We start from the raw sequence: 12,458 nt of genomic DNA, 5'->3' as shown, positions 1-12,458 counted from the left end.
TTGGTGATGGCCGGAATGAGGACTTTTGGATAACATCCACTCGGAATGTGCCATAGCGGAGTGAAAATGCCTCAATTCGACGATTTCGAGATCAAGATGCTCGATATCCTCCAGCGCGACGGACGCAAGCCGGTCTCGGAGCTGGCGCAGGAGATCGGCCTGTCGACGACACCTTGCGCGCGGCGCTTCGAGGCGCTGCAGGAGGCCGGCATCATCAAGGGCTTTGCCGCCGTGCTCAGCCGACGTGCCGTCGGCCTGACGGTCGAGGTGTTCATCCAGGTGCGGCTGGTCAGCCACAGCGACGGTTCGCCCGAGAGCTTCATCGCCGCGGTCCAGCGCATGGACGAGGTATCATCCTGCTGGACGATGACCGGCGACCACGACTTCCTGCTGCACGTGATGGTGCCGTCGGTCGACGAACTTAATGCCTTCGTCATGCACCGGCTGATGCGGCTCGACGGTGTGCGCGACGTGCACACGCAACTCGTGCTGCAGAACATCAAGGGACCCGGCCACGTGCCGCTCGGGCATCTGCGGCGGTGATGGCGCCGGCAGCATGGCGGATCATCCATGAAGAGGTCCGCCATACGCAGATGCGGCGGCGGGTCTGGTTCCACGAGTCTGGGGATTCTGACGCGCCACGGCCGGGTGAAGATGGCCCGACGCTGGCCGATTTCCGGGGCGCCGCAGGACGCGCAAGAGCAATCGATGATGTTCGAACGGACGGCACGGAAACCTGCCGTGCTCGCGGCCATGCATTCGCACCGCGCCTGACTTATTCACGCTGGCCGTTGTCAGGCTGTGCGCTATTTCCTGGAAGCGGAGGGTGTCCGGCAGGAGGGAGCGATGGAGCTTGTCACCCATAAAAAGATGAAAGAGGGCCGGCTGATGCCTTGGGGAAAAGGCACCGTCGTCAGCGGCGCCAGGGGCTATGTCTTTCTCGCCGGCAATACGGGCACGGCCGAAGATTACGACCCGTCGACGGGCAAAGGTGGCGCCGTCGGGGACGCGGCGACGCAATGGCGCTCCATTTTGACGACCATCAAATCGGACCTGGAGGAGCTTGGCAGTTCGCTCGAGCATCTCGTCAAGATCACCCAATATGTCAAAGGACCGTTTCCGGACGGCGGCGTTCTGAGTTCGCCCAATTTCCGGCTGGACGTCATGGACGAATTCTTCGCCGCGCACTGCCCGAAGCACTGCAGCTACAACAATCCGCCGCCCTCGGAGGTAATCGGGGTTGCCGCACTTGCGCATCCCGATCTCGTCATCGAGATCGTGGCGATCGCCGCTCTGCCGGACTAGCGCCCGGCGCGGCAGCCCACAATTATCAGGGCACGATCAGCGTGCCGGCGCCATGCTCGGTGAACAGTTCGAGCAGCACCGAATGCGGCGTCTTGCCGTTGAGGATGACGACGCCTTCGACGCCGCGCTCGATCGCCTCGATGCAGGTCTCGACCTTCGGGATCATGCCGCCCGATACCGTGCCGTCCTTGATCAGCGCCCTGGCCTCGGCGACCGTCAGCTCGTCGATCAGCTTCTTGTTCTTGTCGAGCACGCCCGGCACATCGGTGAGGAACAGAAGACGCGAGGCCTTGCAGGCGCCGGCGATGGCGCCGGCGAAGGTATCGGCATTGATGTTGTAGGTGTGTCCGTCGCGGCCGGGCGCCACCGGCGCCAATACCGGGATCATCTCGGAGCGCGCCAAAAGGTCGAGCAGGGTGCGGTCGACCTCGACCGGCTCGCCGACGAAGCCGAGATCGAGCACGCGCTCGATGTTGGAGTCCGGATCGATCATGGTCTTGCGCGCCTTTTCGGCGAAGACCATGTTGCCGTCCTTGCCGCACAGGCCGATCGCCCATTCGCCCTCGGCGTTGATGAGCGCGACGATCTCCTTGTTGATCGAGCCCGCCAGCACCATCTCGACGATCTCGACCGTCTTCTGGTCGGTGACGCGCAGGCCGCCTTCGAATTTGGATTCAATGCCCATCTTGTTGAGCATGGCGCCGATCTGCGGCCCGCCGCCATGGACGACGATCGGGTTGACGCCGGACTGTTTCAACAGCGCGATGTCGCGCGCGAAGGCTTTGCCGAGTTCGCTGTCGCCCATGGCGTGGCCGCCATATTTCACCACCACCGTCTTGTTCTCGTAGCGCTGCATGTAGGGCAGCGCCCGCGACAGCAGGGCGGCCTGCATTTCGGCGGTGGCGGCAATGTCCGTCATCGGCGTGGTTCCCTGGTTTTTGATTTCATGCCTGCCGTTGTCCCAAAATCGCATTTTTGGGCGACATGCATCAGGTAAAGACGGCGGCGTCTTAGCGGGAATTGCCGCGGGCCGCAAACGGCTTTGCTGTCATATTCGGGCGGCTCACGACCTCGTCATCGCTTAAGGCACCATAAGCGGCGCCCTGCGGCCCAGCCAACCGGATATCTTCTCCATCTGCGCGGCCAGGGACAAAAGCGTCTCCTCGTCACCGGGCCGGCCCGCGGCCTGGATGCCGAGCGGCAGGCCGGCTTCGGTGACGTGGATGGGCATCGCGATGGAGGGCTGGCCGCTGACATTCTGGATCGCCGGCCAGTGGGTGAACCACAGGCTCTTGTCCATCAGCTGGCCGAACAGCGGTTCGATCCTGAGCAGCGCCGTGAGGCGAAGCTTGTCGAGCATGTTCTCGATGAGCTCGTCGGCGCCCTTCGGGTCCATCGCGCCGCAAGCGAGCGGCGGGTGGGCGATAACAGGCATCAGCACGGCGTCGTAACGCGCCGTCTCCGCAATCAGTTGCCGCGAGGCGGCATGCAGCCGCTGCAAGCCTGCATAGGTCTCGCCGGCCGAGACCATTTCGCCCAATCGGCCGAGCACCCGCGTCGCGCGCTCGATGTCGCCGGTGACGGTGCGGCCGATGCGCACCGCCTCGGCCCGCAACATGCCTGCGACAGCCGAGGCAACCGTTCTGCAGAAATCTGCGAAGAAGTCGCGACCGATGGAGGGCAAATCGATTTCCTCGACGCTGTGGCCGCCCTCGCGCGCGAGCGCCACCGCGGTATCGAGCGCTTTCAGTGTCTCGGCCGAAATCGGCAGCCCGAGCGGAGAGTTCCGGTACATTGCGAGCTTGAGCTTGCCGGGATCGCGCGCGGCAGCCGCGGCGAACGCACCCTTCGGCGGCGACGCGGCATAGGGCGCGAGCGGGTCGGGGCCATGGGTGAGGTCAAGCAGCATGGCGCAATCGCGCACCGAGCGGGTGACGGCATGGTCGACCACCATGCCGTACCAGCTTTCGCTCACCAATGGCGACAGCGGGACACGGCCGCGCGAGGTCTTGAGGCCGACCAGCCCGGTGCAGGCAGAAGGCACGCGGATCGAGCCGCCGCCATCGGAGGCATGCGCCACCGGCACGACGCCGGCGGCGACCAGTGCCGCAGCGCCGCCGGACGAGCCGCCGCTGGTGTGGCCGGTGTTCCAGGGATTGCGGGTGATGCCGAAGGCTTTTGATTCGGTCATCAGCCGCAGCCCGTGTTCGGGCGATGTCGAGGTGACGATGGGTATCAGCCCGGCGGCGAGATAGCGTTCGGTCAGCACCGAACTGACCTCGGGCACCCAGGCGGGGATGCGGCTGCCGCCATGCGACGGCACGCCCTTGATGGCGATGCCGAGATCCTTGATGGCGAAGGGCACGCCGGCCAGCGGTAGGGAACGATCGATGCCCTTCGCCCGGCTGCGCGCCGCATCGTAGAGTGTCTCGGCCGTGGCATTGATTTCAGGCCGGCTGGCCTCGGCGCGCACGATCGCCGCGTCGACCAGTTCGACCGGCGAAACCTCGCCCTTGCGCACCAACGTGGCAAGGCCGGTGGCGTCTTCTTCCCACAGCACCCGTTCGACCGACATGCGCGCTCCCCCGATCCAGGCAAGGTAACCAGCGGCCAATCCGTTGGCAATCGAGCGATGGAACGAGTGCGGCGCGGCGCGGAAAGCTTTGGGTGCACGGAAACTTGCGTCGTTGCAAATACATCGCAATCCCCTAATTTGCCGACATGACGCCACAGGAGATCAGCAATCTGATTGTCCGAACTTCGATGAAGGACCGGGCTTCGTTCGATCTGCTGTACCGGCAGACCAGCGCGAAACTTTTCGGTGTCTGCCTTCGTGTATTGAAGGACCGGGGAGACGCCGAAGAGGCGCTTCAGGAGGTCTTCGTCAAGATATGGACGAAGGCGGACCGTTTCGCCGTCTCGGATCTAAGCCCGATTTCCTGGCTGGTGGCCATCGCGCGCAACCATGCGATCGATCGTATCAGGGCGCGGCGGGAACCTGCTGCCTATATCGATGCCGCGCTCGATGTGGCCGATCCGGCGCCGGGACCGGAGGCCATGACCGTGGCAGGTGGCGAGTCCGAGCGCATCTACCATTGTCTCGAGGAATTGGAAAAGGGCCGGGCAGCGGCTGTCCGGGGCGCCTATCTGAACGGCGAGAGCTATGCCGAACTGGCGGAGCGCCATGGCGTGCCGCTGAACACGATGCGAACCTGGCTGCGGCGCAGCCTGCTGAAGCTCAGAGAGTGTCTGGAAAGATGACGCTGGCGGACGATGACGGACCGGAACATGGAGGCGACGACCTGTTCGCCGCCGAATACGTTCTTGGCGTCCTGACAGCGGAAGAACGCCAGATCGCGTCCCGCCGCATCGATGGCGACGCCGCATTCGCTCGGCTTGTCGATGCCTGGGAGGCCCATTTTTCGCCCTTGGCCGTCGACTATCCCGGGACAGAACCTCCGATCAGGGTCAAGGAGGCGATCGATCGCCGGCTGTTCGCCTCGCAGCCTCGCGCCGGCCTATGGTCGAGCCTCGCCTTCTGGCGCGGCCTTGCCGCCGCCGCCATCGCGGCGCTGGCGGTCTACATCGCCTTGCCTTTCATCAACCCGCCGCTCCAACAACCACAGCTTGTCGCCTCGCTGGCCGCCGAAGGCAGCGACGTCAGATACCTCGTCGTCTATGACGCGGCGCATCATGAAGTCGGCCTTTCACACGTTTCGGGTGAGCGGGCCTCCGGCAAGGACTTCGAACTGTGGGTGATCGCGGGCAAGAACGCGCCGGTTTCGATGGGCGTCATCCCGGCCGGGAAGGCTGCGCATGTGACGGTTTCGCCGGCCGTGCAGCAGAAACTTGCGCAAGGCGCCGTGCTGGCGGTCAGCCTCGAGCCTTCAGGCGGTTCGCCGACCGGCCAGCCGACGGGACCGGTGGTCGCGGCGGGCGACCTGAAGGGCATCTGATGGCTCCCCGCCCGGACCGTCAACTTACAAAATAGTGAAGTCTATTTTTGCATGGATAACCGCGGACCAAATTCCCGCGGTTGGATCAGCCTATCTGCCGAAATCACTGGACCTCATTCGGAAGAAAATATTTCTTTCATAGAAAGCGAAACTAAGTTTTTCATGGTCCGTATCTCCTCGCGTTCCCAATGATGGGGAAAAAACAACCCGAGGAGACTTACATCATGCGTAAACTCGCCACCCTTTTGCTCGCCGGTACGATCGGCCTCCCAGCGCTCGGCACCATCGCCTATGCCGCCAATCCGATGGTCGGGGGCGCACCCATGTACGCCAAGAAGAACATCATCGAGAACGCCGTCAATTCGAAGGACCACACGACGCTGGTCGCTGCCGTCAAGGCAGCGGGCCTGGTCGACACGCTGCAGGGTGCCGGGCCCTTCACCGTCTTCGCTCCCACAAACGAGGCCTTTGCAGCACTTCCGGCCGGCACGGTCGAAACGCTGCTCAAGCCCGAGAACAAGGACAAGCTGACCCAGATCCTGACGTGCCATGTGATCGCGGCGAAAGCGATGGCCGCCGACGTCGCCAAGATGGCCAAGGCCGATGGCGGCGCGCATGTGGTCAAGACCGCCGGCGGCTGCGAGCTGACGCTCAAGGCCGACAAGGGCAAGGTCACCGTCACGGACGAGAACGGCAATGTCGCCCATGTGACGATTGCCGACGTCAGGCAATCCAATGGCGTCATCCACGTCATCGACAAGGTTCTTTTGCCGAAGATGTAACATACGGCTCGCTGCCGGCGAACAGGCAGCAAGGCTCTCCTGCCGGTGCGCGGCTTCGTACACGCGTTGCGCCGGCAGGCGTCCGCTTCGCACTGTGGCTCCATCCAGGAGGCTGGTGCGGGTAACGTTCGGCCCTCAACGGCTTTTGATTTTCAGCCGAGCGTTGAATGTGGCAAACAGACAGCAGGAGGATTGGCCATGAACCGTCGCGACTTTCTCTTGAGCGGCGCCGCCGCCATCGGCGTGATCGCCGGCACGGCATCTCTGCTGCGCATGGGCGGATCGCAGGATGCACGTGCGGCGGAGACCTTCGAAGTCACCAAGACCGATGCCGAATGGCGCGCGATCCTGTCTCCCGCGGCCTTTGACGTGCTGCGCAAGGAAGGCACCGAATATCCCGGCACCAGCCCATTGCTCAACGAGCACCGCAAGGGCGTCTTCGCCTGCGCCGGCTGCGACCTGCCGGTTTACTCCTCCGAGACGAAGTTCGATTCCGGCACCGGCTGGCCGAGTTTCTGGCAGGAGATCGCCAATGCCGTCGGCAAGACGCAGGACCGGTCGCTCGGCATGACTCGCACCGAAGTCCATTGCCGCCGCTGCGGCGGCCATCTGGGCCATGTCTTCGACGACGGCCCGCCGCCGACCGGGCTGCGTCACTGCATCAACGGCGTGGCGCTGAGCTTCAAGCCCGCCACAGCCTGAGACCATGCGGCCGCGATATGAAAAAACTCCGGGCTTGCGACCCGGAGTTTTTTAGCGGTCAGTCATTTCGGGCGTGGACTGGAGGAGCTTCCCGAAACGGCTGCCCGTGTTTCCTTGCTTTCAGCGCGATTCCGGACGCAAACCGTTTCTCCCCGGTATTGCCCTGGTGTCAGTGCCCGCCGCCACCACCGCCGGCGGCCACCGGTTTGCGGATCATCATGGTGAATAGGCCAAGCGTCGCGAACAGCACCGTCAGCATGTAGAACACGTCCATGAAGGACAGCAGCGCCGCCTGCTGCTGGACCATGCCCGACAATTTCGAGATCGCCGCGCTGGCCGCATCCAGCCCGGCGGTCTGCTCGAAATTGAGCGTCATGTTCTGAAGCTTCTGCTGCGCGGCCGCACTTCCCCACTGCACGTGCTCGGAGAGCCTTGCATAATGGAAGGCATTACGGTCGATCAGCACCGTGTTGATCAGGGCGAGGCCGACGGCACCGCCGAGATTACGGGTCAGGTTGAACAGGCCCGATGCATTCTTCAGCCGCTCGGGCGGCAGCGTGCCGAGCGCGATGTTGTTGATCGGCACCATGCACAGCATCATCGAACAGCCGCGCAGGATCTGCGGGATGAGCAGCTCGTAGAAATCCCAGTCGGCGGTCAGGTGCGTCATCCACCATGTTCCGGTGGCAAAGCCGAAGAAGCCGATCATCATCATCAGGCGCGGGTCCATCTTGTTCGACAGGATGCCCGAGACCGGCGCGGTGAAGAACATCGCCAGGCCGCTGACGAACAGCGCCTCGCCGATCATCATCGAATCGTAGCCGCGAATGCGTCCGAGGAACACGGGGTAGAGATAGGTGAGACCGTAGAGGCCGATGCCGATGACGAAGGAGAACAGCGAGCCGAAGGCGAAGTTGATATTGCTGAACGCCTTGAGATCGACGATCGGCTCCTCGGCGGTGAATACCCGCCAGAAGAACAGCACCGCACCGAAGGTCATGACGACGGCGCAGATGAACACCGCCTGATCCTGCAGCCAATCATTGTTCGGGCCTTCCTCGAGCACATATTCCATGCAGCCGAGGAACGCCGCCATGCCGGCAAGGCCCCACCAGTCGAACTTCGAGAACAGCTTGAGGTTGGGCTTGTCGAAGTCGATCAGCGACCAAGCCGCCGTCGTCACCAGGATGCCGGGCACGACATTGACGAGGAACAGCCAGTGCCAGGACATTGCGTGGCTGATATAGCCGCCGACGGTTGGGCCGATTGTCGGCGCCAGGGTGGCCACCAGGCCGATCATCGGCGACACGACGGCACGGCGCGACGGCGGGAAGATGGTGAAGGCGGCCGCGAAGACGCTGGGGATCATGCCGCCGCCGATAAAGCCCTGGACGGCGCGATAGACGATCATCTGGTCGATGTTGGTGGCGGTCGCAGCGAGCGCGCTGGCGGCGGTAAAACCGGCCGCCGAAATTGTGAACAGAACGCGCGTCGACAGCATCCGGCTGAGAAAGCCGGACAGGGGGATCATGACCACCTCGGCGATCAGATAGGCCGTCTGCACCCAGGGGATCTCGTCGGAACTGGCGCTCAGGCCAGCCTGGATCTCAGCCAACGAGGCCGAGACGATCTGGATGTCCAGGATGGCCATGAACATGCCGAACACCATCGCCAGGAAGGCTATGACGCGCCGCGTCGAGATGGTGTCAGGCACAGCCGGCCTCGCCGGCGGCGCTCCTGCGGTCAGGGTTGCGGTGGCCATGGCGTTGCTCCCAGGAGCGCGCTCAGTTGGTCGCGGCCGGCGCGGTGCGGCTGTCGACGGCGACAACGACGCTCAAGCCGGCGCGCAGCCTGCCGCTCTTCAGAGCATCGGCCGGCACGTCGATGCGGACCGGGACGCGCTGCACCACCTTGGTGAAGTTGCCGGTGGCGTTTTCCGGCGGCAGCAGCGAGAACACGGCACCCGAGGCCGGCGCCAGCGACGAGACGGTGCCCTCGATGGGCTCGCCGTCGATGGCGTCGACCGAAATCCTGACCTTTTCGCCGGGCACCAGCCGGGCAAGCTGGGTCTCCTTGAAGTTGGCAACGACGTAGAGCTTGTTCATCGGCACGATGACGGCGAGCTTCTGGCCGGGGCTGACGAGGTCGCCCTGCTCGACGGAACGGTTGCCGACGACGCCGTCATAGGGCGCCTTGAGCACCGTGAAGGACAAGTCGCGCGCGGCCTTGTCGCGGCTGAGCTGCAAGGACGCCAGCGTGCTTGCCGATTCAGCACGCTGCGCCTCCAGCACGCCGATATTGGCTTGTGCTGCTGCGATCTGCGCGTCGGCGCCGACGAGAGCGGCGTTGGCCTGGTCGAGCGCCGTTTGGGCGTCGTCGAGTTGCGCCTGCGTACCGACATGGGTCTTGAGCAGTTGCGCGGCGCGCTGCTGGGCGCGCGCGGCATTGGCCGCCGCGGCCTGGTCGGCGGTCTTAGCGGCCTGCGCCTGCTGCAAGGAGGCCTGCGCCGCCTTGGTCTGCGCATCGATGCGATCGAGCGTCCTGGCCAGCGTGGCGATCTGCGCCTCGGCCTGGGCGACCGCTATTTTGTAATCACCGTCATCGACCGTCAGCAGCGGATCGCCGGCCTTGACCTGCTGGTTCTCGCTGACCTTGACCTGATCGACATAGCCGGAGATCTTGGGCGAAATGAAAGCCATGTCGGCCTGGACATAGGCGTCGTCGGTCGAAATCATGAAACGGCCGGTGGTCCAGTAATCGTAGCCGTACCAGGCGCCGGCGCCGAGCAGGGCGACGCCGATGATCGGCAGCAGGAGAGAGCGCACGGAACGCTTCTTCTTCGCCGGAGTTTCCGCCGGAGGTGGCGCGGCGACTGGCTGGACGGGAACTTCCGGTGCTTCCGTCGCCGGAGCAACCTTGGCGTTGGGGAAAGGACGGACTTCGGCGGTGGACGGCGCGTTCGAGGACATGACATCTCTCTAAGTTATAATACTGAACCGTTCGGTTCGATCCGGCCGTTGACATAGCGCCTAAAGAGGACCATATCAAGAGGCAATCGAACCGCTTGGTTCGAATTATTTTCGAGGTGTGACTTTAATGGCCGACACAACGCCCGACGTCGAAAACGACAATTGCGGCGACCTGCTGGACAGCTTGCGTCGCGGCCGCCCGGCAGCCGGACAGGATCCGGTCAAGCGCAGCCAGATCATCGATGGCGCCCGCCGGGTCTTTATCGACAAGGGCTTCGAGGCGGCCTCGATGAACGACATCACGCGGGAAGCCGGCGTGTCGAAAGGCACCATCTATGTCTACTTCGCCAACAAGGAAGAGCTGTTCGAGGCGCTGATCGAGGAAGAGCGCGGCACTATCTTCAAGAACATGTATGACGTGCTCGACCGTGCCGACGACCTGCGCGAGACGTTGGTGAAATTCGGCAAGGTCCTGTCCATGAAGATCACCTCGGCCAAGGTCATCCAGGCGCAGCGCACGGTGATCGGCGCCTCCGACAGGATACCCGACATGGGCGCGCGGTTTTACGAACGCGGTCCCAAACGCGGCCACGACAAGGTCGTGACCTTCCTCAACGCCGCCATCGACCGTGGCCTGCTCAAGATCGACGATGTCGACCTTGCCGCCTATCAATTCACAGAACTGTGCCTGGCCGGTCTTTTCCGGCAGTGCATCTTCGCCTATCGCGCCAAGGCTCCGAACCAGGACGAAATCGACCATATCGTCAGGTCGGGCGTCGACATGTTCCTGAAGGCCTATGGCACCGAAATGCTTGCCGCGGAGGAAAGCCACAAGATGATCGCCCTGGAGGCGAAGGCTTAACCCGGCTTTTTGTGCCGCTAACCGCCATTGGCCGCGAGCACGATCGCGGCGCGCAGCTCCTCCAGGCCCTCGGCCTTTTCCGATGACGTCGCCAGCACGAAAGGAAACGCAGCCGGTCGCTTCTTGATCTTGGCAAGCGTCTCCTCAATCAGCCGCGGCACGCCGGCGGCCTTGATCTTGTCGGTCTTGGTCAGCACGATCTGGTACGAAACCGCCGCCTTGTCGAGCAGCGACAGCACCTCGTCGTCCTTGGCCTTGATGCCGTGGCGGGCGTCGATCAGCACATAAACCCGCTTCAGCGTGACGCGGCCCTTGAGATAGTCGAAGACCAGCTTCGTCCAATCGTCGACCTTTTCCTTGGGCGCGGTGGCATAGCCGTAGCCCGGCATGTCGACCAATGCCATTGGCGGCAGGTCGGCGCCCTCCCCCGAATATCCGTCCGGCACGAAATAATTGAGTTCCTGCGTGCGCCCCGGCGTGTTGGAGGTGCGCGCCAGGCCCTTCTGGTTGACCAGAGCGTTGATCAGCGACGACTTGCCGACGTTGGAACGGCCGGCAAAGGCGATTTCCGGCGGCCCTTCCGGCGGCAGGAATTTCATGGCGGGCACACCGCGAATGAATATCCACCCGCGGGTAAACAGGTCCGCGCCGATCGTGGTGCTGTATTGAGCGTTCAAGCTGCTGTCTCCAGAAGAGAAATATCGGCGCCCCTGATGGCATCGAGGTTGCGGCTGATCTTGTCCACCGGCCAATCCCACCATGCCACCGCCAGCAGCCGCCGGATCGTCCTGTCGTCGAAACGCATCTTGACGACCTTGGCCGCATTGCCGGCGACGATGGCATAGGGCCGCACGTCGTGCGTGACCACGGACTTCGCCGCGACGATGGCGCCATGGCCGATTTGCACCCCCGGCAGGATCACTGCCTCCATGCCGATCCAGACATCGTTGCCGACCACCGTGTCGCCGCGCACCTCCTTCGACCATGTGACGGGGTCGAAACCCTTTTCCCAGCCATGGCCGAAAATGTTGAACGGGTAGGTCGAAAAACCGGACATGGCGTGGTTGGCGCCGTTCATGATGAAGCGGGCACCTTCGGCGATGGCGCAGAACTTGCCGATGATCAGCCTGTCGCCGATGAAGGGATAGTGGTGCAGCACGCATTTCTCGGCGAATTTGTCCGGCCCTTCCGGATCGTCATAATAGGTGAAGTCGCCGATCTCGACGTTGGGCGCGCTCACCAGCGCCTTGAGGAAGCCGACGCGCGTGTGCATCGGGATCGGGTGCTTGATGTCGGGATTGGGTCCGGTCATGTCGAGGTCCGTCAAGGATTGGCCGATGCGGCGACGTTGAGCTTCGCATGCGCCCGGTCAAAATAGCGTGATCCGCCTATAGCACCAAACGGCCGATGCGCGAGCCTTCTCGAGCTGCCGGGCTCAATTGCTGCCGCGGCAGATCACGATCGGATTGGACAGCGCGCTGTCGAAGCCGCTGCCCTGGTAGATAGTGACGTTCGAAGCGCGGGGCGGCAGCGCGAAACTGCCTTCAACGATCTTCCGGTCGCCGGCCGGCGTGTGCAGAGCCCAGCTATAGGTGCAGAACTGGGGCGGCGCCTCGGCCTCGACATGGCTGCAATTGAGCTGCGCTCCGCCCAGCATGGCAGCGCCGCCGCAGCTGACCGCCTCCTTTGCAGTCGCCGCGCCCGGATACCCTAAGAGAGCAGTGACCGCCGCGACCCTGATCCAATTCATCATCGAAATCCTTGCCGGCGAATTCAACATCGCCAGGCGGCCTTTTCATGCCGTGGCCCATGCGATTTTTCCAAGCCGGGGCTTACTCGGTCTTGCGCAAAGCGTCCAGCAGGATTATGTGCATGATGATAA

Annotated in this window: 14 protein-coding genes; 7 read left to right on the top strand and 7 right to left on the bottom strand. The window is 63.5% G+C overall.

The window, feature by feature from the left end; all coding sequences use genetic code 11:
* Positions 1-66 precede the first annotated feature (66 nt).
* Positions 67-543 carry an Lrp/AsnC family transcriptional regulator gene (locus LB533_RS04020; protein ID WP_140491470.1) on the top strand — a complete coding sequence of 159 codons (477 nt, stop codon included), beginning with the start codon at positions 67-69 and terminating at the stop codon, positions 541-543.
* Positions 544-846: 303 nt separating this feature from the next.
* Positions 847-1,305: a RidA family protein gene (locus tag LB533_RS04015; protein ID WP_140559074.1), complete on the top strand. Its 459-nt coding sequence runs from the start codon at positions 847-849 to the stop codon at positions 1,303-1,305.
* A gap of 25 nt (positions 1,306-1,330) precedes the next feature.
* Here the strand turns inward: LB533_RS04015 and argB are convergent, their stop codons facing one another.
* Positions 1,331-2,224 carry an acetylglutamate kinase gene (gene argB, locus LB533_RS04010; RefSeq protein WP_140551636.1) on the bottom strand — a complete coding sequence of 298 codons (894 nt, stop codon included), beginning with the start codon at positions 2,222-2,224 and terminating at the stop codon, positions 1,331-1,333.
* Positions 2,225-2,386: 162 nt separating this feature from the next.
* Positions 2,387-3,880 (bottom strand): amidase, encoded by a 1,494-nt coding sequence (locus tag LB533_RS04005; RefSeq protein ID WP_140639317.1) that lies wholly within the window; start codon positions 3,878-3,880, stop codon positions 2,387-2,389.
* Between the two features lie 146 nt (positions 3,881-4,026).
* Here LB533_RS04005 and LB533_RS04000 point away from each other — a divergent pair, with 146 nt between their 5' ends.
* The 4 genes from LB533_RS04000 (at position 4,027) to msrB (ending at position 6,745) form a co-directional block, all read left to right on the top strand.
* Positions 4,027-4,566 carry a sigma-70 family RNA polymerase sigma factor gene (locus tag LB533_RS04000; protein ID WP_140491478.1) on the top strand — a complete coding sequence of 180 codons (540 nt, stop codon included), beginning with the start codon at positions 4,027-4,029 and terminating at the stop codon, positions 4,564-4,566.
* Positions 4,563-5,261, top strand: a complete 699-nt coding sequence (locus LB533_RS03995) for an anti-sigma factor domain-containing protein (protein ID WP_140639571.1) — start codon at positions 4,563-4,565, stop codon at positions 5,259-5,261. The genes LB533_RS04000 and LB533_RS03995 overlap by 4 nt, the downstream gene beginning before the upstream one ends.
* A 224-nt stretch (positions 5,262-5,485) precedes the next feature.
* Positions 5,486-6,043, top strand: a complete 558-nt coding sequence (locus tag LB533_RS03990) for a fasciclin domain-containing protein (protein WP_140639318.1) — start codon at positions 5,486-5,488, stop codon at positions 6,041-6,043.
* Positions 6,044-6,241: 198 nt separating this feature from the next.
* Positions 6,242-6,745: a peptide-methionine (R)-S-oxide reductase MsrB gene (gene msrB / locus LB533_RS03985; protein ID WP_140639319.1), complete on the top strand. Its 504-nt coding sequence runs from the start codon at positions 6,242-6,244 to the stop codon at positions 6,743-6,745.
* A gap of 169 nt (positions 6,746-6,914) precedes the next feature.
* Here msrB and LB533_RS03980 read toward each other — a convergent pair whose 3' ends face one another.
* Entirely contained in the window at positions 6,915-8,507 is a 1,593-nt protein-coding gene (locus tag LB533_RS03980; protein WP_140639320.1) for a DHA2 family efflux MFS transporter permease subunit, read from the bottom strand.
* 22 nt (positions 8,508-8,529) lie between these two features.
* Positions 8,530-9,714, bottom strand: a complete 1,185-nt coding sequence (locus tag LB533_RS03975; protein WP_140639321.1) for an HlyD family secretion protein — start codon at positions 9,712-9,714, stop codon at positions 8,530-8,532.
* Between the two features lie 127 nt (positions 9,715-9,841).
* Here LB533_RS03975 and LB533_RS03970 point away from each other — a divergent pair, with 127 nt between their 5' ends.
* Entirely contained in the window at positions 9,842-10,576 is a 735-nt protein-coding gene (locus LB533_RS03970) for a TetR/AcrR family transcriptional regulator (protein ID WP_140639322.1), read from the top strand.
* 17 nt (positions 10,577-10,593) lie between these two features.
* Here the strand turns inward: LB533_RS03970 and yihA are convergent, their stop codons facing one another.
* The 3 genes from yihA to LB533_RS03955 all read right to left on the bottom strand — a co-directional run bounded on the left by yihA (position 10,594) and on the right by LB533_RS03955 (position 12,233).
* Positions 10,594-11,253 carry a ribosome biogenesis GTP-binding protein YihA/YsxC gene (yihA, locus tag LB533_RS03965; RefSeq protein ID WP_140639323.1) on the bottom strand — a complete coding sequence of 220 codons (660 nt, stop codon included), beginning with the start codon at positions 11,251-11,253 and terminating at the stop codon, positions 10,594-10,596.
* Complete coding sequence (locus LB533_RS03960) at positions 11,250-11,888, bottom strand: CatB-related O-acetyltransferase (RefSeq protein ID WP_140639324.1); 639 nt, start codon at positions 11,886-11,888, stop codon at positions 11,250-11,252. The genes yihA and LB533_RS03960 overlap by 4 nt, the downstream gene beginning before the upstream one ends.
* Before the next feature lie 123 nt (positions 11,889-12,011).
* The gene (locus LB533_RS03955; protein ID WP_224556387.1) at positions 12,012-12,233 is read right to left on the bottom strand and encodes a hypothetical protein; all 222 of its coding nucleotides are present in this window, start codon (positions 12,231-12,233) and stop codon (positions 12,012-12,014) included.
* Between the last annotated feature and the right edge of the window lie 225 nt (positions 12,234-12,458).

The sequence above is a fragment of the Mesorhizobium sp. BR1-1-13 genome (genome assembly GCF_020165515.1).
GTDB lineage: Bacteria > Pseudomonadota > Alphaproteobacteria > Rhizobiales > Rhizobiaceae > Mesorhizobium.
This window is presented reverse-complemented; position numbering and strand designations above follow the sequence as displayed.

Excerpts from the sequence above, each read along its gene's own strand:
- LB533_RS03975 (WP_140639321.1), bottom strand. The coding sequence starts at position 9,714 with ATGTCCTCGAACGCGCCGTCCACCGCCGAAGTCCGTCCTTTCCCCAAC.
- LB533_RS03995 (WP_140639571.1), top strand. The coding sequence starts at position 4,563 with ATGACGCTGGCGGACGATGACGGACCGGAACATGGAGGCGACGACCTG.
- LB533_RS03970 (WP_140639322.1), top strand. The coding sequence starts at position 9,842 with ATGGCCGACACAACGCCCGACGTCGAAAACGACAATTGCGGCGACCTG.
- LB533_RS04020 (WP_140491470.1), top strand. The coding sequence starts at position 67 with ATGCCTCAATTCGACGATTTCGAGATCAAGATGCTCGATATCCTCCAG.
- msrB (WP_140639319.1), top strand. The coding sequence starts at position 6,242 with ATGAACCGTCGCGACTTTCTCTTGAGCGGCGCCGCCGCCATCGGCGTG.
- LB533_RS03960 (WP_140639324.1), bottom strand. The coding sequence starts at position 11,888 with ATGACCGGACCCAATCCCGACATCAAGCACCCGATCCCGATGCACACG.
- LB533_RS03955 (WP_224556387.1), bottom strand. The coding sequence starts at position 12,233 with ATGCTGGGCGGAGCGCAGCTCAATTGCAGCCATGTCGAGGCCGAGGCG.
- LB533_RS03980 (WP_140639320.1), bottom strand. The coding sequence starts at position 8,507 with ATGGCCACCGCAACCCTGACCGCAGGAGCGCCGCCGGCGAGGCCGGCT.
- LB533_RS03990 (WP_140639318.1), top strand. The coding sequence starts at position 5,486 with ATGCGTAAACTCGCCACCCTTTTGCTCGCCGGTACGATCGGCCTCCCA.
- argB (WP_140551636.1), bottom strand. The coding sequence starts at position 2,224 with ATGACGGACATTGCCGCCACCGCCGAAATGCAGGCCGCCCTGCTGTCG.
- LB533_RS04000 (WP_140491478.1), top strand. The coding sequence starts at position 4,027 with ATGACGCCACAGGAGATCAGCAATCTGATTGTCCGAACTTCGATGAAG.
- LB533_RS04005 (WP_140639317.1), bottom strand. The coding sequence starts at position 3,880 with ATGTCGGTCGAACGGGTGCTGTGGGAAGAAGACGCCACCGGCCTTGCC.
- LB533_RS04015 (WP_140559074.1), top strand. The coding sequence starts at position 847 with ATGGAGCTTGTCACCCATAAAAAGATGAAAGAGGGCCGGCTGATGCCT.